The organism is Nostoc sp. LEGE 12447 (assembly GCF_015206985.1).
Taxonomy (GTDB): domain Bacteria; phylum Cyanobacteriota; class Cyanobacteriia; order Cyanobacteriales; family Nostocaceae; genus Nostoc.
Genome location: NZ_JADEXT010000024.1, coordinates 1 through 20,381, shown reverse-complemented (window position 1 = coordinate 20,381; position 20,381 = coordinate 1). Strand labels below are relative to the sequence as shown.

20 protein-coding genes are annotated in these 20,381 nt (G+C 40.7%); 8 read left to right on the top strand and 12 right to left on the bottom strand.

Going from position 1 to position 20,381, the window contains the following annotated elements:
* Positions 1–70 precede the first annotated feature (70 nt).
* The 5 genes from IQ274_RS22185 (at position 71) to IQ274_RS22165 (ending at position 4,333) form a co-directional block, all read left to right on the top strand.
* Positions 71–670 (top strand): 50S ribosomal protein L25/general stress protein Ctc, encoded by a 600-nt coding sequence (locus tag IQ274_RS22185; protein ID WP_163930571.1) that lies wholly within the window; start codon positions 71–73, stop codon positions 668–670.
* Positions 671–769: 99 nt separating this feature from the next.
* A complete protein-coding gene (locus tag IQ274_RS22180) occupies positions 770–2,299 on the top strand; it encodes an AAA family ATPase (RefSeq protein WP_194143442.1) in 1,530 nt (509 codons plus the stop codon).
* Between the two features lie 157 nt (positions 2,300–2,456).
* Positions 2,457–2,963 (top strand): hypothetical protein, encoded by a 507-nt coding sequence (locus tag IQ274_RS22175; protein ID WP_012407394.1) that lies wholly within the window; start codon positions 2,457–2,459, stop codon positions 2,961–2,963.
* 236 nt (positions 2,964–3,199) lie between these two features.
* On the top strand, positions 3,200–3,991 hold the full coding sequence (locus tag IQ274_RS22170) for a YdcF family protein (protein WP_194143441.1): 792 nt from the start codon (positions 3,200–3,202) through the stop codon (positions 3,989–3,991).
* 120 nt (positions 3,992–4,111) lie between these two features.
* A complete protein-coding gene (locus IQ274_RS22165; protein WP_012407396.1) occupies positions 4,112–4,333 on the top strand; it encodes a hypothetical protein in 222 nt (73 codons plus the stop codon).
* Positions 4,334–4,338: 5 nt separating this feature from the next.
* On the opposite strand, the gene IQ274_RS22160 is transcribed toward IQ274_RS22165, so the two are convergent.
* The 10 genes from IQ274_RS22160 to IQ274_RS22115 form a co-directional block, all read right to left on the bottom strand.
* Positions 4,339–4,560, bottom strand: a complete 222-nt coding sequence (locus IQ274_RS22160) for a ferredoxin-thioredoxin reductase variable chain (RefSeq protein WP_012407397.1) — start codon at positions 4,558–4,560, stop codon at positions 4,339–4,341.
* Positions 4,561–5,304: 744 nt separating this feature from the next.
* Positions 5,305–6,093: an SDR family oxidoreductase gene (locus IQ274_RS22155; protein WP_194143440.1), complete on the bottom strand. Its 789-nt coding sequence runs from the start codon at positions 6,091–6,093 to the stop codon at positions 5,305–5,307.
* Between the two features lie 18 nt (positions 6,094–6,111).
* Positions 6,112–6,930 carry an NADPH-dependent oxidoreductase gene (locus IQ274_RS22150; RefSeq protein ID WP_194143439.1) on the bottom strand — a complete coding sequence of 273 codons (819 nt, stop codon included), beginning with the start codon at positions 6,928–6,930 and terminating at the stop codon, positions 6,112–6,114.
* Between the two features lie 106 nt (positions 6,931–7,036).
* Positions 7,037–8,155, bottom strand: coding sequence for a sulfonate ABC transporter substrate-binding protein (locus IQ274_RS22145; RefSeq protein ID WP_194143438.1), 1,119 nt, complete (start codon positions 8,153–8,155; stop codon positions 7,037–7,039).
* A gap of 381 nt (positions 8,156–8,536) precedes the next feature.
* Complete coding sequence (locus tag IQ274_RS22140) at positions 8,537–9,298, bottom strand: class II aldolase/adducin family protein (RefSeq protein ID WP_163936940.1); 762 nt, start codon at positions 9,296–9,298, stop codon at positions 8,537–8,539.
* Complete coding sequence (locus IQ274_RS22135) at positions 9,291–9,950, bottom strand: cysteine dioxygenase family protein (RefSeq protein WP_194143437.1); 660 nt, start codon at positions 9,948–9,950, stop codon at positions 9,291–9,293. Before IQ274_RS22135 ends, IQ274_RS22140 begins: the two co-directional genes overlap by 8 nt.
* A gap of 62 nt (positions 9,951–10,012) precedes the next feature.
* Positions 10,013–10,219, bottom strand: a complete 207-nt coding sequence (locus IQ274_RS22130) for an RRXRR domain-containing protein (RefSeq protein WP_194143436.1) — start codon at positions 10,217–10,219, stop codon at positions 10,013–10,015.
* A gap of 163 nt (positions 10,220–10,382) precedes the next feature.
* Positions 10,383–11,504, bottom strand: a complete 1,122-nt coding sequence (locus tag IQ274_RS22125) for an LLM class flavin-dependent oxidoreductase (RefSeq protein WP_194143435.1) — start codon at positions 11,502–11,504, stop codon at positions 10,383–10,385.
* Positions 11,505–12,288: 784 nt separating this feature from the next.
* A complete protein-coding gene (locus IQ274_RS22120) occupies positions 12,289–14,031 on the bottom strand; it encodes an RluA family pseudouridine synthase (RefSeq protein ID WP_194143434.1) in 1,743 nt (580 codons plus the stop codon).
* A gap of 20 nt (positions 14,032–14,051) precedes the next feature.
* A complete protein-coding gene (locus tag IQ274_RS22115; RefSeq protein WP_163936925.1) occupies positions 14,052–14,312 on the bottom strand; it encodes a hypothetical protein in 261 nt (86 codons plus the stop codon).
* Between the two features lie 2,109 nt (positions 14,313–16,421).
* Here IQ274_RS22115 and IQ274_RS22110 point away from each other — a divergent pair.
* Positions 16,422–16,592, top strand: a complete 171-nt coding sequence (locus IQ274_RS22110) for a hypothetical protein (RefSeq protein WP_194143433.1) — start codon at positions 16,422–16,424, stop codon at positions 16,590–16,592.
* Positions 16,593–16,599: 7 nt separating this feature from the next.
* On the opposite strand, the gene IQ274_RS22105 is transcribed toward IQ274_RS22110, so the two are convergent.
* Both IQ274_RS22105 and IQ274_RS22100 read right to left on the bottom strand, forming a co-directional pair.
* Positions 16,600–17,928 carry a hypothetical protein gene (locus tag IQ274_RS22105; RefSeq protein WP_194143432.1) on the bottom strand — a complete coding sequence of 443 codons (1,329 nt, stop codon included), beginning with the start codon at positions 17,926–17,928 and terminating at the stop codon, positions 16,600–16,602.
* A gap of 271 nt (positions 17,929–18,199) precedes the next feature.
* Positions 18,200–18,361 carry a hypothetical protein gene (locus IQ274_RS22100; RefSeq protein WP_174710831.1) on the bottom strand — a complete coding sequence of 54 codons (162 nt, stop codon included), beginning with the start codon at positions 18,359–18,361 and terminating at the stop codon, positions 18,200–18,202.
* Positions 18,362–18,511: 150 nt separating this feature from the next.
* Here IQ274_RS22100 and IQ274_RS22095 point away from each other — a divergent pair, with 150 nt between their 5' ends.
* Together IQ274_RS22095 and pnuC are read left to right on the top strand one after the other, a co-directional pair.
* Positions 18,512–19,537 carry an AAA family ATPase gene (locus IQ274_RS22095; protein WP_194143431.1) on the top strand — a complete coding sequence of 342 codons (1,026 nt, stop codon included), beginning with the start codon at positions 18,512–18,514 and terminating at the stop codon, positions 19,535–19,537.
* Positions 19,538–19,605: 68 nt separating this feature from the next.
* Positions 19,606–20,193: a nicotinamide riboside transporter PnuC gene (pnuC, locus tag IQ274_RS22090; protein WP_194143430.1), complete on the top strand. Its 588-nt coding sequence runs from the start codon at positions 19,606–19,608 to the stop codon at positions 20,191–20,193.
* Positions 20,194–20,381 lie beyond the last annotated feature (188 nt).

Below are 20,381 nucleotides of genomic sequence, written 5' to 3'. Positions count from 1 at the left end.
CATTAGTAAATGACAACTGACAAATGACAAATGACAAATGACAACTGACAACTGACAAAGGACAACTTCTATGGCTATTACAGTCGAATCTCTAAAACGTCCAGAAGGCAGCAAGCCAAGAGCTTTGCGCCGTTCTGGATTGATACCTGCCAATTTGTATGGTCATAAGGGTACAGAGTCCATTTCTTTGACCATTGAGGCTAAAACTGTTGAACGTTTGCTCAAAAGAGTTTCAGTCAACAATACCTTAATTGAATTAAACATTGCTGATGCACCTTGGCGCGGCAAAGCTTTATTGCGGGAACTTCAGATCCATCCAGCAAAAGGTACACCTTACCACCTCAGCTTTTTCGCGGTTGCTGGTCACGGCGATACTACTGTAGAAGTGCGCCTGCGTTTTGTGGGAACTGCTGTTGGTGTTAAACAAGAGGGTGGTGTGTTAGACACCGTAATCACCGAATTGCAAGTAAGTTGTGCGCCAGAAAACATCCCAGATGTAATTGAAATCGATGTCACTAACCTGCAAATTGGAGACAGTTTGAGTATTAGTGATATACCTTTTCCTGAAGGTGTAACACCTCTAGCTGAATCGGAAAGACTTGTTGTGAGCGTTTTGCCACCGCAAATTAGTGCTGATGATGCTGGCATAGAAACTGAAACAGCTTCTTAAGCTAAATAAACTGTGTAATAATTTCTGATGATACCAGGGGGAAACTCCTGGTTTTTTTGTATTTGAACCGGAGAGGCGCAGAGAGCGCAGAGGACAGAGATGACAGAAGCGACTCTTCCAGCCTTAATTCAGCAAATGTTGCAGCCTGGATTTTATCCCCATGCGGTAACAGAACCCATTGAACTAATTCAAACTCACGTTTCTTATGTGCTGCTGACTGGGGATTACGCTTATAAGCTGAAAAAACCTGTGAATTTTGGCTTTTTGGACTTTTCCACCTTAGAGAAACGGCAGCATTTTTGTCAAGAAGAGTTGCGGTTAAATCAGAGGGGTGCTGGTGAACTATATTTAGAAGTTTTGCCTATAACTTTGGTAGGGGAGCAATACCAGTTAGGGGGAACTGCTGAGGCTGTAGAATACGTGCTGAAAATGCGGCAGTTTCCTCAAGAGTCGCTACTGAGTACGCTTTTTGAACAGGGTAAGTTAGATGAGACACGCCTAGATAAGTTGGGACGGGTAGTAGCTCAATATCATGCCGAAGCACAGACGAATGATTACATTCGCAGTTTCGGTGAAGTGCGAAAAGTCCGCGCTGCCTTTGATGAGAATTATCAGCAAACTGAGAATTATATTGGTGGCCCCCAGACTCAGGAACAATTTATAGAAACAAAGCAATATACAGATAAGTTTTTTGCCGAACGTTCAGAATTATTTGCTAGTAGAATTCACAACAATTATATTCGTGAATGCCACGGGGATTTACACCTGAGAAATATTGCCCTGTGGAACGACAAAATCTTGCTGTTTGATTGTATTGAGTTTAACGAGCCGTTTCGTTTTGTCGATGTGATGTATGATGTGGCGTTCACGGTGATGGATTTGGAAGCACGGCAACGCAAAGACTTGGGTAATGCGTTTTTGAATGCCTACATAGAGCAAACTGGAGACTGGGAAGGTTTACAAGTGCTGCCTTTATATTTAAGTCGTCAGGCTTATGTCAGGGCGAAGGTGACATCATTTTTGCTAGACGATCCAGGTGTACCCGCGGCGGTAAAGGAAGAGGCGACAAAAACCGCCAGTGAGTATTACAAACAGGCTTGGGAGTACACTAAACCAAAAGTTGGAGAGCTAATTTTGATGTCGGGGTTGTCGGGTTCTGGCAAAAGTACCACAGCAAGGCATTTAGCTCGTCAACAGGGAGCGATTCACCTGCGTTCTGATGCGGTGCGGAAACATTTAGGAGGAATTTCCCTGTGGCAAAAAGGTGGCGATGATTTGTATACGCCTGAGATGACTGAGAAAACCTACACAAGGCTGCTGGAATTGGGAATTATCCTGGCTAAACAAGGTTTTTCAGTGATTTTGGATGCCAAGTATGATAAACAGCATTTACGGCAAGAAGCGATCGCTCAAGCTACAAAACACGAAATTCCCCTTCAGATTATCCAATGCACAGCACCGCTAGAAGTTCTAAAAGAGCGTCTGAACAACCGCACTGGTGATATTGCTGATGCTACCGCCGATTTATTAGCCTCACAAATCAAACAAGCCGAACCTTTCACTGAACAAGAACAAGTCTACGTAAAGATTTTGGATACAACTCAATCACAAGAGGCACAATTAAAATAATTCGTAATTCGTAATGACGCTCTCTAGGAGACGCTGTGCGTATCTTGCTTCCTCATAGAGGTCGCGGACTTGCTAGCGCTATGCTAACGTAATTCGTAATTGAATCGAAAATTACGAACTACGAATTGGTATCTAGTTGATAGCCTTTTTTTACTATATGGCAGACAAAAAGAACGACTTTTTGAGTATTTCTCCCAGCTTCTTTTCTCAGTTGTTGTTTGGGGCATTTTTAACATTTATATTAATAATGACCGGCTCCGCGCCAGCCCTAAGTATCTTCTTAGGAATCATGGGCGGTTTCATCCTCAGTTGGATCACCAATGTAACCGATAATAGCCCCCAAGCACCAAATGTAGCCTCCTCTGATGGTGTTGATACAGGACTAAAATACTGGTTATTTTTCATGCTTGGCTTTGTATATTTAGGCTATCCAGCACCCACGAGTATCTTGCTGGGTGGAATAGGCGCTTTAGCTGGAGGCTGGATTACTGCTTGGTGGGGAAGTAAGGAAGAAACTAGAACTCAGTTGCAAGTTGAAGAATTAGAAGAGGGCGAAGTTGAACCAACAAACGACAGAATCAACAAACGGCAAACAAGAAGAAACACCCGCCGTTACCGTCGCGCTCCTGGAAGTAGTATCAATTTCAAGTTTTGGGAAAGGTAGTAATTTAGGAATTGGGAATTGGGCATGGGGCATTGGGCAATACTTGTCGGGTTTTGGGGAAAAGGGGAAAGAAAAAACCTTTAACCTTTAACCTTTTCCCCAAACCCAATTCCGAGTTAAAAATCCAAAACCCGAGCAGTATTGGGGCATTGGGTATTAGTCAATAATCAATAGTTATCCTTACCCTGCTTCCTTCTCAGTTCTTATTGCCTATTGCCTATTCCCCATTCCCCACTATGTTTTTATATCTTTCCAAATTACTGCCACTATTTTTTTATCCACTAGGATTAGCCTGTGTAAGTTTGGTAGTCGCATTAATCACCTTGTGGAAACGACCGCGCACTGCGGCGATCGCAATTGCTTTTGCCCTAACTTTATTGCTATTTTGTAGTAACGCTTGGATCGCTAAATCATTAGTGCGATCGCTAGAATGGCAAAATCTGCCACTCGCCCAAATACCAGTTGCAGAAGCGATTGTGGTTTTGGGTGGCGCAACCAAATCAGCTTTTCCCCCAAGACCTACCGTCGATTTGAGCGAATCGGGCGATCGCGTGATTTATGCTGCACAACTATATCGCCAAAAAAGAGCGCCTATAATCATTCTAAGCGGGGGCCGCATTGATTGGCGTGGTGGCGGTTCACCAGAGTCGGCAGATATGGCAACAATACTCACATCTATTGGTATTCCATCTGAGGCAATTGTTCAGGAACCTGAATCTCTCAATACTTATCAAAATGCTGTAAATGTCCGAAAAATTTTAGAATCTCGTGGCATCAATCAAGTATTATTAGTTACTTCGGCAATGCACATGCCGCGATCGCTTAACATTTTTCAGCGTCAAGGAATTAATGTTATTCCTGCACCCACAGACTTTTTAGTTAGTCAGGGTGAACTGCAAGAACTTGGTGGCACTCCCAAAGCCGCTATACTAAATTTATTACCTGATACCGACAACTTGCACCAATTTACTAGCGCTTTAAAAGAGTACATTGGTTCTTTGATTTATCGCTTACGCGGTTGGATTTAATAATGTCAGGAGTTGGGAATTATGAGTTATGAGTTATTAATTATAAAATGCCGTAATTGCCTAAATTCCAAAGTTTTAACTTCAAATTCTTAATGACAAATGACTAACTAAATTAACTTTATGTCTAAAAACTTACCTTATATTATGCCATCACCTCAACCCCAAGTTGAGGAAGCTTTTGCTGCTTACCAAACAACTCACCAGTTCTACCACGAAGTTCGCTCAAGGTCAGAGTTTCAGCGTTATTGTGAGTGGTATTATGCAACAGCAGAGCAGAACCGCCAAGAGCTAAAAAGAATGCGCGGCGAACTGAATATTTTTCAGTGGTTTCGCCGCCGATAAGTGATTTAGATGACTTCTAACTCATTTTCACGTAAATGGGCTTTAAACTTTTTACTAAACTGGACTACAACCGGCAGATTAGCGCTGACTGGTCTGCCTTGCCATTGGGTGGCAATATTGACTACATCGCCTTCTATGCCTTTGATGTCAAAAGCCTGATTCCGATGTTCAGGATGATGATACACTACTACCGAATCTTTAACGCGGACGCGATCGCCAACTTTCATAACAACATTTACACCTAGCATTTGCTTTTCCACAAGTATCTGCTACAAAATATATGATTAAATCGGTTAAAATTCTATTTAATCAGCTATTTCTTGACGCTTCACAGGGGTGCGACGGCGCATTTAACCCTCTTCTGCGTCCAGGCACGTTTTAGCAATCCGTGCATAGTTTTCTAACTTTTTTGCTGCGTTAATAAATATTGCCCTCACCCTCCGTTTTGCCCCAAAAACAGGCAAACAAAAGAAAATAAAGCAATACTTCAGATGTGCTTAGTACTTTGGCAAGAGATATAACCCTTTTATCTTCAGGGTAACTGAAAGTTTTCGGGGCATTCTAGAACCCTTCATTTGTATAAGGGATTTTAACATCTGGTCAGGAGAATATTTTACACAATTCCTGGAACAACAGGTTCACGACTTTACCAAAAAACTGGGTCTAAAGCCCCGTTCTGACTTTGACAGGTTCGAATTTTCGTTAGAAAATTGGGTATAATTTTTCGAAAAGACTGTATGGGTAATTCATGAATTACCCGTAAATCAGAATAGATTGCTTAATTATATACAGATGCGCTTGAAGCGAATATCAACTTCATTATAAGTAAGTGGGCATAAAAAATAACTGTCTTTGGGATAAGGCAATAGGCAATAGGCAATAGGCAATAAGTACAAGGGTTTTAGCCTAGTTCATTTCTTTACATAGTTTTATTTTATTGTGCCAACTTACTTAAAATTAGTTGTCAAAGCTCAAAATGTGCCCTGAATAGCTCCGCCATCTACTTGCAGCATGACTCCATTCACAAAGGATGCGGCTGGTGAACTCAGAAAGACAGCAACATTGGCAAACTCTTCTGGTGTCCCAATACGACCTAAAGGAACTGTCGCACTGACTCTAGCAATTTCTGCTTCTTTTGTTTCACCACTTTTAGCAATCCGCGCATTGATTAATTCTTCCACCCGTTCTGTATATGTCCAGCCTGGTAGAATGCTGTTGACGCGAATTTTATCGCTACCTAGTTCTTGGCTGAGAGTTTTAGTTAAACCAATCACTGCTAATCGAATGGAATTAGACAACACGAGATTTTGGACTGGTTGTTTAGTTGAGGTTGAGGTGATGGTCAGAATCGCTGGTGCGGTAGATTGGCGTAAGTGAGGTAAAGCGAACTTTACCAAACGTACCGCACTTAGCAAAGTCAAGTTGATCGAAGTTTCCCAAGTTGCCAAATCGATATCGTCAAAAGTACCTGCGGGTGGGCCTCCGGCGTTGGTAACGAGGATATCCAACCCGCCGAATTTCTCTACTGTGGCATTAATTACCCGCTCAATATCTGCTTGACTGGTAACATCGGCACGCAGAGATAGCACTTCTGTACCTGTTTCGCTTGCAATTTCCGCAGCAGTTGTGTCAATTAACTCACTACGGGCGCAGATGGCAACTTTTGCACCTTCACGGGCAAATTGTCTCGCTGTAGCTTTGCCCAAACCTTTACTAGCAGCAGTTACTAAGGCGACTTTGCCACGGAGTTGCAAATCCATAATCTTGATTTTTGTTGTTTACAGTAGCTTGAAGCCAAGGTGATTGAGAGCTTCCCGCAAGCGATCGCGTCCTCTCAATGACTCAACAGTTGCGATCCTTTGGGCTGAGTGTTCTGACCAATCACCAGGGACATTCATCTTTTGTTCAGTATAGAATTCTTTGATGATGTCGTTGTAGTGAGCGATCGCTTCTTCTTGCTCTGACAATTTATAAGTTTCGCGGTGCAACACGGCTGATTGTGGCAATCTTGGCTTAATCGCTGCTTCTACCTCTGGATTCGGATAGCCTACACATAACCCAAATACAGCATAAACAGAGGAGGGTAAATTCAATATCTCTGCTACCTCTTGCGGGCGGTTCCTGATTCCACCGATATACACTGTTCCTAAACCGATTGACTCAGCTGCAACTGCTGCATTTTGCGCCGCCAAAGTTGCATCGATTGTTGCCATCACAAACATTTCCAAGTATTCTAGCGCATCATGAGATATGCCGCGACTGTCAGCAACGTAACTTAGACGCGCCAAGTCTGCCAACCAAACCAAGAATAAAGGAACCTGCTTAATATGTGCTTGGTTTCCTGCTAATTTAGATAATTCTTCTTTGCGTTCTGGATCTTCAACTGCTACCACACTCCAGGTTTGTAAATTAGAGGAAGTAGATGCAGATTGGGCGGCTGCAATTAACAACTCCAGAGTTCCCTCTGGTAAAGGATCGGATAGATAAGATCGGATGGAACGATGAGATAATAGTGCCGTCAGAGAATCATTCCATTCTTCGGGATTGAAGGGAATTTCACCGTAGCGCGATCGCAGTAGTTCTATAGGATTAGTCATAATCAACTCCCAATTTTTCCGATATTTTATTACTAACACCAATTCCATCTGTAGAGGCATACATCTACACATGGTTATGCCTCTACAGCAAATTTATGATTCTGGTCTAAATCTTTGGTGAAAATGCAGCATATTGCTCTTGCGTTAGTACTCCATCTTTGACATTAACTTGTTTAGGAATCAGCTTCAACTGATAATATGTATCAGCAACCTTTTGTTGTAAAGCTATCAGATTATTATCAATTGGCACAATTCCAAAAGTTCGCCTATTAGTAGCTTTTCTCATTGTTGCTATGTCAATTGCTAGCACAGATGATAGAGTTTGTGCTACCTCTTCTCGATGCTGTTTAGACCATTCTTCTAGGCTTTGAATTTCTTCTAAAACTGCCTTTACAGTTTGGGGATTTTCAGTGACAAATTTACGGGTTCCCAAATAATATCCTCCCTGTTTATTAATTCCTGTCCCATCAATCAGAACTCTGGCTTTAGTTGCCTCTTGAGCGGCTGCATAGAACGGGTCCCAAATTACCCACGCATCTATACTACCCTTGACAAATGCAGCGCGGGCATCAGCAGGCGGCAAATATTTAGGCTCAATGTCTGTATATTTTAATCCCGCTTTTTCTAAAGCTTGGACTAACAATAAGTGGGCACTAGAACCCTTTTGAAAAGCAACTTTTTTACCTTTCAAGTCAGTAAGTTTTTGAATTGAAGAATTCTGAGGAACAAGAATTGCTGAACCAGCAGGACTAGAAGCAATACCAGCGACGTAAGTTAATGATGCTCCTGCTGCTTGAGCAAATATTGGTGGTGATTCTCCTACGTGTCCGAAGTCAATACTACCCACATTCATGGCTTCTAGTAATTGTGGCCCCGCCGGAAATTCGATCCATTCTACAGATATTCCATTTGGTGACAAACGCTTTTCTAAGACACCTTTGTTTCTCAGCAATATATTCGATTTCTGATAGCCAAATCTTAATACTGTGGCTTTACTGGAAGCAGAATTACTAACAGATGTCGCACTAGGATTAGAAGAACTAACAGTCGATGGCGATGAACAGGCAGCAAATAGCACGCTCAGACACAGCCCTGTAACAAAAGCCCCCGTCATTGGCAAAGGAGAAGAAAAGAATAATTTGTGCTGATTATTAAATGGGATATTCCTGATTTTTACCAACGATATCCACTTGGCAATGAAACGGCGAAAGATTAGGTTAATCATCAAAATGATTTCTCTGAGCTATATGAATACTATAAACTTATAGGTTTACCGGAGTATATAAATAATTTCAGGAAAATTTGACCAACTTTTGGTCGAGGTGACAAGCATTGTGTTGGACGATGTTTTAAATCCCGTCCAACACCCAATACGGTTCGGTTAAGCCAAGAGACACGATCTAATCGCCGTTTCTACAAAGGACTGATTATTGTAAAGACGGCGATTTATCGTGTCTTTATGATCTAGGGCGTATCATCAAAAAAGCTTATCCGAACCGTATTAGATCCAACACCTGCCCTGTTGCCTGTTGCTTTAATAAAAAGAATGGAAAGTAGAAAAACTAATACTTCCTTACTTATTATCCTAGTATCAAAAAATATATTACTAATTCAGCAAATCAGGTTCTTCACGTACAATTCTGTCGTAAAGGGGCTGGAAACTGAACCACCCACTGATACGTGACCCCACTTGAGTTTGTGTTAAACGGGCTGTTTCGTGTTTGATAATAGTAGGTCTACCCGCAGCTTCTGCCAGCAGTTGAGCTTGGCACGATCGCTCTAAACTAATGTACCAAAAGGCAGCTTCATCTACCGTCTGTCCCACAGTTAAAATGCTGTGGTTACGGAGAATTATTGCTTTCTTGTCCCCCAAGGTTTGCGCCAGTCGTTGACCTTCAGAAGTTTCTAAAACCACACCGGTGAAATCGTCAAACAGGGCATGATCTTCGTAAAAAGCACAAGAATCTTGAGTCAAAGGGTCAAGGAGACGACCTAAACTAGACCAGGCTTTACCATAAATTGAATGGGCGTGAGCCGCCGCGATGACATCAGGTCGAGCTTCATGAATCTGAGAATGGATGGCGAAAGCAGCTCTATTCACTTCAGCATCGCCTTTAACCACCTCACCTTCTCTGTTAACTAAGAGCAGGTCAGAAACTCGGATATGACCGAAATATGTTCCTAATGGATTGACCCAAAAATGGTCTGTAAATTCTGGATCGCGAGCCGTAATATGGCCTGCGATTCCTTCGCTGAAACCAAATTTACCAAATAGGCGAAAGGCTGCGGCTAGGCGTTGCTTGCGGTGCAGGCGTTCGTCTTCAACTCGCTCGAATACAGGGACTTGTGGTCTACTATACCTAGACATGTTCTTTTTCCTCTTTACAGGGAGCGTTGGAATATCCAGAGCGAAAGGATTTGACGCTATGAGATTCTGGAATGAACTGGTGACGCAAAATACAACCAGTATCATTACCCAGAATATGAATAGATACAGATGCGCTCTGGGATGTAGTTTTGACGGCGTGGATATCACCGTCTGGGGGGAGAAGGCGGTAGATATCGCTTGGTTGAAGCGATCGCACTTCAGTTACTTGTAATTGTGCATGTCCTTCAGCATCGCCGTTATCTACACGGCGGTAGACTGTTTCTTCTTGATTGCCTTTGTATAAACCAATCAATCCCCAGGCTAAATGATCGTGGACGGGAGTCGTAGAACCTGGGGGAATTACCAAACTGAAGACTGACAGAGAACGATCTTTGGCGCGATAAAGTAGCCACTGACCTATACCACCACCCATCTTGCTTTCAGGATTAATTTGGGCAAACTTTTCAGATAGCCATTCCTGTTGGGCAAGTAGTTCTTGAAAATAGGGTTCTAATCTAGCGAGAGTTTGTGTGCGATCGCCAGCAGTGAGAGCGCTAATTTCCCGCACTGTTGCTACAAAGGATCGTAGTTCCTGACTCTCAATAAACCATTGGTCTTCTGGCAATGGTTCCAAGATAGTGTGGTTCGTCATCTATAATTCCTCGGTTTGGGAGGCGACTAAGATTAACTAATTCGTAATTCGTAGTTAAGAATTCAATTACGAGTGATTTTAATATTAGGGTGAATTTTGAAGCCAAGTTGCTCAATTTTTAAATTAGATAAAGACTCCTTCAAAATGATAGTAAAGGGATATCGCTGGAATACGGTAGCTTTACCTTGTGACAATAGCAGCCTAGCATGGCTGATGCGTACTGGATACAATGGTTCTTGGTTGGCATCGAGAATCAATACTTTAGTCATGCAATTTTGGAATAATCAAATTATTTACAGCAGTATTCAAATATTTGAAACGGAGAATGGGGAGTAGTTAAATTACTTGAAAAAATTCTACGTACCTACTTTGTAGGAAGGCGAAGCGCATCTGTGTTTCAAAACACTAAGGTATTAATTAGGCAAAGCTGCACTAAGCAATGACAGCTGCTTGTCGCTCCCGCCGTTGCACTTCTGCCCGAACTAAGGGAATCACATCACGACCGTAAGCGATCGCATCTTCTAATGGATCAAATCCTCGAATCAATAGAGTAGTTACCCCCGCATCATAGTAATCCACAAGGGACTCTGCTACTTGCTCCGGCGTACCAACGAGGGCAGTAGTATTACCATAAGCACCAGTAGCGGCAGCAATTGGAGTCCACAAGCGCTTATCAAAAATTTCGCTTTCTTGGGCAAACTGTAATAAACGACTGGAACCCACTGCTTGCGGGCGTGCTGAATTCAAGCTGGGAGCTATCGGCGGTTGATTGTCTGTTTTTGCCGCCCGAATTTCTTTAACACGCGACAGAATTGAATGTGCCCGTTGCCAAGCCTTTTCTTCTGTATCACCCAAGATTGGCCGCAAAGATACACTGAACCGTGGCGATCGCCCCTGTGGTGTTACAGCTTTTACTTCACGTACCCGTTCTTTAATTGCTGCAATGGGTTCTCCCCACATAGCGTATACATCACTGTGCTTTGCACCCACAGGTACTGCGGCACCAGAAGCACCTCCAAAGTACACAGGTATATGGGGCTGTTGCAGAGGCTTCACATCTGAGTAAGCATCTTTCACCCGATAGAATTCGCCCTCATAGTCGAAGGGAGTATCACTCATCCACACTCGACGTACAATGTCAAGATATTCATCTGTACGGCGATAGCGAGTATCATGGTCAAGCCAATCACCATCGCGTTGTTGTTCAGCATCGCTACCACCTGTAATAATGTGTACGGCGATGCGACCATTAGTAAAATGATCCAAAGTTGCTGTCTTGCGTGCAAAGAGCGTAGGAGCCACGAAACCAGGGCGATGAGCGATTAAAAACTTCAACCGTTCTGTTGCAGCCGCCGCAAATGATGCCACAGTTAAGCTATCAGGGCCAGTTGAACCATAACCAACCAGTACGCGATCAAAGCCACCATCTTCATGTGCTTGAGCAAATTTGCGAACATAAGCGGCATCTATGGAACCTCCAGTGATTGCAACTCTTGGCCCATCTAACTCAGATATCTGTCGTGTTCCAATCATTCCAATAAATTCAATTGGCATGGTGCATCTCTTTTTACATTGGGAATTGGGAATTGTTCTCCATTTATCTTTTCTACTTAAATAGTTGGAGGTAAGAAGACATAGTGAAATTTCTGTTTCGGAATATTCTTTTTTCCAATACTTTTAATAACAGATCCTTGCCTGCACCAGCTAGATTAACAGCAAATTTTTTACATACAAATAGAGCAGGTTTACTCATAGAGGAATCGCTATGCATTGATCCGGATAGCGCTAATTAATAAGCTATGAAGGTATTTGATTGAGTGTTGTGGCAATAAAAATAATAACTTTTTGAACTGGGCCAACAACTTTTTTTTACTCCTTTGATTAAAGAAAAGATAAGAATGAGAGTCTAAAAGTAAACTCCAGCACTCTCGTTCTTACCACTCACTAGGGATTTTCAAGGATAGATCAGGCAATCTTGTGAAGTAATCTCACAATAATTCGTTGGATAGGTTTATTGTGCAGTTTTTTAGCTGTGATATTAATTTCCGTAAGTACGGCAAATCGGTCGGATAACCGTTGAATTAACTACAAGCAAAAATTATCACATACAAATTAAAAAAGCAATGGGCTAGCCCTTTCAAAGTGAGTAAAAATTTTGGTCAATAAATTCCTCTTTAAGCTCTATACTCTGTGTCCTCTGCGCCTCTGCGGTTTAAAAGTATTTTTTTAACCACAGAGGCGCTGAGAGCGCTGAGAAAAGATAAGAGATTTTACTAGTCACCTTGAAAGGGCTACTGTTAGGGCAGACAAAGCTATACTTTGATTCTTGGGAGTTCCGTCAAAAGGGTGTAATCGCTTTTAAATACAAGGTTTTTTTTAACTGTGGATGCTCAAAATGAAGTTCTCTAGCGTGTAGATGTAAGCGACTGGTAACTGCATCGCATCCATAAAGGCGATCGCCTAAAATAGCAATCCCAAGTCCTCGCACATCAGCCGCATGAACCCTCAATTGATGGGTGCGTCCTGTTAGCGGTGTAAATTCTACGCGGGTGTAATCTTGTTCTCTCGATATTACCTGGAAGTTTGTCAAGCTGGGTTTACCGTTTTGCCAATCAACTTTTTGATAAGGGCGATTTTCAGGATCTCCCCATAATGGCAAGGCAATTACACCTTGTTCAGCTACCACAACACCGGAAAGTATTGCTTCATAAACCTTGTGAACCTGGCGTTGCTGAAACTGCTGGCTGAGTTGCTTATGGGTTTGGCGATCGCGTGCTAACAACAAAACCCCAGAAGTTTCCTGATCTAGGCGATGCACAGATGCAAGCGCCATCCCATCGGGTAACAGATGACGTAAGCGACTCAAAACACTATCTTGGCGATCGCGATAACGGCCAGGTACCGAAAGTAATCCAGCAGGTTTGTTTACAGCAATTAACCATTCGTCTTCATAAAGAATGGGTAAAGTGACCTCTCCCCAAACCCTATCAGGGGAGGGGATTCTTACTCCCCCTTCCCTCTCTTCGAGACGCTGCGCGAACGTAGGCAAGGGGGCTGGGGGGTTAGGTCTTAACCCTGAGAGCAAAAACCCCATTAATGGCTGACATCGTTCAACACACGCGCCATAAAATTCTCCCTGAATTTTATCTTGATTTACTGAAGATGCACCCCACCAAAACTCTGCCATTGCTAGTGGTTTTAAATTATGTGTTGCCGCATAATGCAGTAACTTTGGGGCGCAACAATCACCTGTGCCAGTGGGCGAACCTCCCGGCATCAATTGCTGTAATGATAGCGATCGCCCGGAAAAATTAGTCAGGCTGTAGCTAGCCTGCATCTGAGCTTGTAATTGACGCGATAAGGCTTTCCGCTGTTGTTTCAGTTCGCTAATTCGCGCATCCGTTGCTGCAATTAACTGCTGGAGAGGTTGTAATACTTCATTTTGCTGGCGTTTAAGTTGTCGTCGCTCAATTCCTTGCTGACGACTTTCTTCGTCGAGTTGTTCAATGGCGATCGCGAGTGCTTCTGGAGTGAGCGTATTGCAGATTTGTTGACGTTTTTCCTGTCGTTGGTGTTTGCAATGACGATGGCGATCGCTCATTGCTTGCAACTGTCGCTCAAATTCATCAGATAGGGTTTCATACTGCTGACGTTCGGTTAGTTGCTTCAAACAAAGAATTTCCTGTTTGATCTTATCCAACTCAGCTAAAGTGCGGGCTTCCTCTAAAGCAACTTCGTCTCGTCCTGGAATTGGTGGAACCCAACCCGCAACCAAACTGCAACCATTCAAAAGACCGGAAAAGGCTTTCAGTACCCGTTGTTCGCCATTAGGCAGTTCAACCAACAGTACTCCATACATCTTACCTTCACGAGAATAACAGTCATTGTTGGTAAGTTGTTGCATTAGTCCGTGAGCGATCGCTTCAGACATTGAGGTGCGGGGTAATCTTAAGCGATGTCTACGACTGGCTACGCCTACGCCAGTTTCAAGACAACGCCCTTCGTACCAATAACTCGGAGATAAATCGCTGACAGTAAAATCGCAGTCGATGAAATCTGAAAGTGTGTGCAGAACTACCATACAGCGTTTATAGGAGACCTTTAACTAGCAAAGACAAAATTTATATTTAATTTTGAGAAGTCAACGGTAAGAAACTTGTTATTATCCAAATTTAACGAAGGAATCAATGTAGACAGTTTACTAGTTACATCAGATAATTGATCAATTACACTATCAGGAACATTGCTTATGTAGATATCAGAAGCACCACCGAATATTGTCTCTAATTGTACTGGAGATAGCCCGTGCAGAAATATTTCTATATCAATAGAACGTAAGTCAGAAATTACTATTTTAGCCATTGCATTACTTTTTTGAATCAGATTTTTTTTGATTTCAACATTGCAAATTGTTCTCTGATTATTTACCAGCAGTCAGAGTCCAACAATCATTAATTTAGTCAAAAATCCTCTTGTTTCGGTACATCTTGTTTTTTGAGGAGTTGGTTTGACTCTTCAATTTTTACACTATCAACTATACTTTCAATAGTTCTTGCATGAAGCTTTTATGTTGAAAAAATATTTTATATAAAGATTTAATAAAAAAAATAGCTGTATGTATAAATTTTCAGGACATAATCAAATTAGTTTTGTCTTAAAATTAACTGTCAAAAGTGAGATATTTAAACTTATATAGTCTAAGATAATGACTTGCTATTTATCATTAAATACTATGCTGTATAAGGAATCTCTGCATTTTAACTGTGCTATATACAAACGTACAAAAAGAATTGCACTAGCGATGAATATATAAATTATTTATCACTTTTATCGTATTAATTATTGCTCGGTAGTTTGACAACGTAGATTAAAAACTACTAGATAAAAATCTAATATTTTAAGACAAAAAAAAGCCAAATATGTCTTAATAGAGCCTAAACAAAAAATAAATTAAAATAGGTTATAGTACTTTACTAGCTAGCTTTAACGTCAAGAGAACTTCAATATGAAAGAGACAACCTTTACAGCCATGTCGCTAGTGTAAACGCATCTAAAGGCTAATAATCCTTTCATAGTAAAGGTTTGCGAGTTTTAGAATTTAGCCAATTTTTTCATCAAGATTCTTATCCAGCAAGGGTTTTAGAAATCCTGTGAGTTTTCCCTAATCAGTACTTTAGTTCTTTAATTGAAGGTAAACAAGATCCCAAATTTGAGAAAAAACTAAATTGCTGCTCGAATTAATAGTTTTTTCTTAACTCCTAGAGATTTTAAAAATCAGATTACACCTGTTTTAATTAATCATGTAAAATGAAATTACATTTATATTGTGAAAGGAAATAAAAATATGCCAAAAATAGTAGTTTTAAGTTTACACTATATTAGTGTAAAGGCATTGCAAGACGATCTAAGTCCTACAGAAGTATCTACTGTATGGGGAGGTTCCCCGTACATTTATATATCCAATAACAGTGACTCCGTAAATATAAATAGCACAGGTACAGGAGACATTAAACATGTAGGTACAGGTGGCTATAGCATTAATGATAGTAAGTTCAATACCATAGACTATTCAAGGTCAAATTACAATAATTTTGGTGTAATGTACGTAGGTTCGATGGGGCACTAAGGCAAACGCATTTAAGAGGATGTTTGAACAGTTATCTTTTCAGTATCAAAAGTTTTAGATACCTCTGAATCCCCCTTGCTAAGGGTGACTTTAATTCTGGTTACTCTCGCTTAAAAAGCTACGGTGTACATACAATTCTTTTAGAATTGCCCCAAAGGTTTTAGATCCCCCACCCCCCTTTTTAAGGGTGGTAATAAATGTTACAATCACCCTTTGTAAAGGGAGATTTAGGAGGATCACGCGATGTTTTGCTTCGTGTGTATAGATGTGTGTGTCTTGTAGCCTAAAAAGATTGATTAAGGGACATATAGTCACAGTTAAACGCTTTTCAATAAAATCCTGAACTACCAAATAGTCTAATGGCTAAAATAGTAATTTTTAACCTTTGTCTAGATGATGTAGAAACATTTTGCAATCCCCTATATCTAGTGCAATTAGATACTATATTTGGGGGAGTTGATAACGTCTACATTAAAAACTTTAGTGATAGTGTAAATATTGGAGTAAGTGGCTCAAGCACTACAAATGAAGGTGCAAATTCTTATAACTTCCGCGACAATAAGATTTACACTATAGACTATTCAAGATCGAACTATAATTGGCTTCTTGTCCTGATGCAACTATAAAGTTAGTAGCGTCGCTGCCTGTTCTTCTCAAACCATTACCTTCTAAGTTAATTAATTTGCAGAGCAAAAAATGGCTCATAAAATCGAGATTGAATCTATCATAGGGCGATCTCCATTTTACTTGAGGCGATCGCCTCAAGTAAAAAAGAGATAGAGTTAGTGCGGATGCTGTGGTGATTGAGTCTACAAATTTGAGCGTCGATGAGTCTCTGTTAATAGGTGAATCTTTCCTATCCGCAGCGTTCAGACGACATCAGTCCAAATAATTTTCCTGAAAAACAAAATGACTTTAAATTTGCATTTTTGACACTGGTAGATATGTCTGACTTGGTGCGTTTGACTGTAGCACCAGCAATTGTCGAGGTTACACTGCTGGTATTTGGATTGTGATGTTAACCTAACCAGCAGGAATCGATGAATCACTCTCTGGTGGATTGTCTTGTGCTGGTGGAAACGGTTGTTCAGATGCGTTATCTTCTATAGTTGTAGATTCTGCTTCTTTTGTCATACCATGCTGCTCTTGCCCTCTAAGCCCAAGATATGTTGCAGCACTGATTCCTTGAAGTGTCAAAAGTGTTTCATCAAATTCCGGCATTGCCAGATTTTTAATGACCTCCCAAACAAAGAAAAGTCCAATCGCAACTGTCCAAATAAATGTTTGGAAGCGGTGAAAGTTGACTCCATTTATATCCGATAATATATCATAGAAAAAACCTTCAGAAATGCGTTGACTACCTTTTCTCTTTTTCTCATTACCCTGACCATCAATTAAGGAAGTACCAAACGCAGTGATAGAATTGATTCCCAATAATATTAGTGATTGTTGAGTCAAAATATTAGTATAATCCCCTGTTATGCCATAGATAATCAGGTAAGAGCCAAAAATGATAAATGTCCAAAAAGCAAGTTGAGATATCGATAAACTGAACGGGTTTTTGTTTAGTTTTTTTCTACCAAGAAAAAATTGAGCAATTCGGGTTTTTCTATCTTCTTTTTCAAGTTCCGCCTTTTCTGGAATCAACAATTCTTGGCTACCAATCACCTCTTTTTTAGAGTAAACCCCTTCTATTCCAGGGCTACGAAGAGTGCTTCGGCAATATCTAATAAATATTAATATAATAGACAGTACTAGAAGCAGACACAGCCAAAATCGCCACGATAACAGAACTATTTTTAATTGAGGAGGTAATAGAGGATTGCTCACCGGAATCGCCAGTTTTCTGGGACAGCCTACCCCCGCTATTACGTTAATACTGTATCTATTTGCCTGGCTAAGAAGCGTATTCCATGCAGCTTGAGACGAATCGGTACGTTCAAGCCGAAAAGCTAACCAATTATCATCAACAATTTTTTGTTGATCTTTACCCGGAACCATGACGATGACTGGTTCTCCGTGAACATCCTCTAGTTCATAACCATCCAGGTACAACACTAATTGTCGAGGATCAAATGAATTGCTGGGATTAGCCGTTGTATTTTTGATGGCTGCTGATAATCCTTCAACTCTTACCCTGATGCGATCGCCCATCTTAACTAGATTACGACCATTGTCGGCAATGACTTGTTGAGTTTTCAGACCAGGAGGCACTGAACATATCTGAGGCGATGCAAAATTTACAGAAGGGCCATCTGAACTATTTTGAGCAATTACTGCAAAGTTGATAGAAACAATCAACAGAAAGACCAACAGAAAAATAGCAGTAAATCTTTTAACATTTTTATACATCGTTCGGTATTCCACCAACAGTGATTACTATGTCGGTAGTGTAACCATACTTGAGTCATTCCGTATATTAAAAAATTTGTCTGAAAAATAATACCTCTGCCAAAGAGAGGATCAAGAGAAAGGAATCAGTACCTTTGTCTTCTTGTGTGATTGTATGGCGGCAGTCACACACCATAAAAGGTATTTATTATTACTAGTGTGTAGATAACTTCTTTGGATTAAGGGGAAAAGGTTTGAATTTACCCCTTCCCCAAGCGATATGTTGCCAAATTTAAACCGTCAATGTAAAACCCTTGAATGTCGCATCCAGAATATTATTACCTAGAAGCTTAACTTGAATTCCTCCAATGACTACCGCCATAACTGCCTCAGACACTTCACGTTCTTCAACTTGATTGTCAGGCTGCAAGTCAATAATTGCGATCTTGGACATATTTTTTGCTTAATATTTTCTAAATTACAGCAAAATTTTCATCTAATTAACTAACAAGCTCATCAACCAAAAGTTATAAGTCCAATGTTTCCAAGTTTTTTAAATAGACATTAGTGTAATTCAAATATAAAGCTAAGGAAAGTCAAAATTATGGCTGGTAAATGCGGACTCACGCTAGGCAAATACGCACCTCTCCACAAAGGGCATCAATTGGTAATTGAAACTGCTTTAGCAGAGATGGATGAAGTGCTGGTGATGATTTATGAGTGTCCAGAGGTGACTGCGATTCCTTTAACCGTTCGAGCAAACTGGCTGCGGAAAATTTATCCCCAAATCCAGGTGATTGAAGCTTGGGATGGCCCAACTGAGGTTGGGGACACTCCTGAGATTAAGAAAATGCATGAAGATTACATTCTGAAACAACTGGAATCAAAAAAAATTACCCACTTTTACTGTAGTGAATTTTACGGCGAACACGTAAGCCAGGCACTAGGAGCAGTTAATCGACTTGTGGATTGCGATCGCAAAATTTTTCCAATTTCAGGAACGCAAGTCAGAACAGACACTTACGCATTGCGGGAGTATTTACATCCTGATGTATACCGCGATCTGATCGCTAACATTGTTTTTCTGGGCGCTCCTTCAACTGGTAAAACCACCATTGCATCACAATTAGCTAAAGAGTACAACACTGTATGGATGCCGGAGTACGGGCGCGAGTATTGGGAAAAAAATCAAATCAACAGACGACTTTCGCTCTTGCAACTTGTGGAGATTGCCAAAGGGCATTTAGAACGTGAAGAAGCCTTATTATTGCAAGCAAACCAGTACTTATTTACAGATACCAATGCCTTGACAACCTATCAATTTTCGTTGTATTACCACAAAACTGTTGCCCGAGAGTTAGCAGAACTTGCCCATCAAGCCATATCGCGCTATGATTTAGTGTTTTTTTGCGATCTAGATATACCTTACCATGATACCTGGGATCGCTCTGGAGAAGCAAACCGTAGCATATTTCAAAAACAAATTGAGAGCGATTTAATTGTGAGAAAAATTCCATTTTTTTGCTTGTCTGGCGACCTCAATACACGTATTAGTATTGTTAAAAAAGTATTGTCTTGTTACCAGAAGTATACCAACTTAGGAGAGCTATTTTTCAATAAAATTATTTGATAAAGTGCATCAATATGCTGGAATTTTGGAGTGTAAATACTATAGCTTTCAATCTGATAGGATATCCCATGAGCTACATAGAACTCTTGGGAACGGTCTTTTATTTATGGTCGGCGTGGCTAATTTCTCAAAGAAAAATTCTGACTTGGCCTGTTGGGATAGTAAGTGTATTGCTATATATGGCACTTTTCTATCAAATCCGTTTGTATTCGGATTTTTTAGAACAAATCTACTATTTAGTTGTTAGTGTATATGGCTGGTGGCGATGGAGTACACCTGATTATGGTAAAGTTTTGCTGATTCGATATAGTCCACCGCGTAAAATTGTTTTGATTGCGGCAATCACAATAGCAATTTCGTTTGCAACGGGAGCTTTGATGAGTCAAATTCACCTATTACTCCCTGCAATATTTCTAGAAAAAGCTTCTTTTCCTTACTTAGATGCACTCACAACAATCATGAGTTTTACTGCTATGTGGCTCATGGTGCAAAAAAGGATTGAAAGCTGGTATTACTGGATCATCGTTGATGTTATTGGTATTTGGTTGTACTACGTTAAAGAAGTTAAATTTATTGCTTTTTTGTATATAATTTTGCTATTTATAGCAATTAACGGTTCAATATCTTGGCTAAAAACAGCTAAAATTCAGGATTAAAAACTCCTGTATATATTTTCTATTTCGTAGCGGCATGGCACAGCTAAAACAGTGCATTAGATGTAGCGACTGTCTTGAATGTCAAGTGCGATCGTTAACAAAAAACTGGAACTGTGAACATTGACGCAACTGGGGAACGCTGCGCTAGATTCGGTGGTGGCTGGTACGGGCATTGAGATTTTACATAG

Excerpts from the sequence above, each read along its gene's own strand:
- IQ274_RS22165 (WP_012407396.1), top strand. The coding sequence starts at position 4,112 with ATGTCTAAAAACTTACCTTATATTATGCCATCACCTCAACCCCAAGTT.
- IQ274_RS22180 (WP_194143442.1), top strand. The coding sequence starts at position 770 with ATGACAGAAGCGACTCTTCCAGCCTTAATTCAGCAAATGTTGCAGCCT.
- IQ274_RS22100 (WP_174710831.1), bottom strand. The coding sequence starts at position 18,361 with ATGTCCAAGATCGCAATTATTGACTTGCAGCCTGACAATCAAGTTGAA.
- IQ274_RS22185 (WP_163930571.1), top strand. The coding sequence starts at position 71 with ATGGCTATTACAGTCGAATCTCTAAAACGTCCAGAAGGCAGCAAGCCA.
- IQ274_RS22105 (WP_194143432.1), bottom strand. The coding sequence starts at position 17,928 with ATGTATAAAAATGTTAAAAGATTTACTGCTATTTTTCTGTTGGTCTTT.
- IQ274_RS22155 (WP_194143440.1), bottom strand. The coding sequence starts at position 6,093 with ATGGATTTGCAACTCCGTGGCAAAGTCGCCTTAGTAACTGCTGCTAGT.
- IQ274_RS22095 (WP_194143431.1), top strand. The coding sequence starts at position 18,512 with ATGGCTGGTAAATGCGGACTCACGCTAGGCAAATACGCACCTCTCCAC.
- IQ274_RS22125 (WP_194143435.1), bottom strand. The coding sequence starts at position 11,504 with ATGCCAATTGAATTTATTGGAATGATTGGAACACGACAGATATCTGAG.
- IQ274_RS22160 (WP_012407397.1), bottom strand. The coding sequence starts at position 4,560 with ATGAAAGTTGGCGATCGCGTCCGCGTTAAAGATTCGGTAGTAGTGTAT.
- IQ274_RS22145 (WP_194143438.1), bottom strand. The coding sequence starts at position 8,155 with ATGATTAACCTAATCTTTCGCCGTTTCATTGCCAAGTGGATATCGTTG.
- IQ274_RS22150 (WP_194143439.1), bottom strand. The coding sequence starts at position 6,930 with ATGACTAATCCTATAGAACTACTGCGATCGCGCTACGGTGAAATTCCC.
- IQ274_RS22135 (WP_194143437.1), bottom strand. The coding sequence starts at position 9,950 with ATGACGAACCACACTATCTTGGAACCATTGCCAGAAGACCAATGGTTT.
- pnuC (WP_194143430.1), top strand. The coding sequence starts at position 19,606 with ATGAGCTACATAGAACTCTTGGGAACGGTCTTTTATTTATGGTCGGCG.
- IQ274_RS22170 (WP_194143441.1), top strand. The coding sequence starts at position 3,200 with ATGTTTTTATATCTTTCCAAATTACTGCCACTATTTTTTTATCCACTA.
- IQ274_RS22140 (WP_163936940.1), bottom strand. The coding sequence starts at position 9,298 with ATGTCTAGGTATAGTAGACCACAAGTCCCTGTATTCGAGCGAGTTGAA.
- IQ274_RS22175 (WP_012407394.1), top strand. The coding sequence starts at position 2,457 with ATGGCAGACAAAAAGAACGACTTTTTGAGTATTTCTCCCAGCTTCTTT.
- IQ274_RS22130 (WP_194143436.1), bottom strand. The coding sequence starts at position 10,219 with ATGACTAAAGTATTGATTCTCGATGCCAACCAAGAACCATTGTATCCA.
- IQ274_RS22115 (WP_163936925.1), bottom strand. The coding sequence starts at position 14,312 with ATGGCTAAAATAGTAATTTCTGACTTACGTTCTATTGATATAGAAATA.
- IQ274_RS22120 (WP_194143434.1), bottom strand. The coding sequence starts at position 14,031 with ATGGTAGTTCTGCACACACTTTCAGATTTCATCGACTGCGATTTTACT.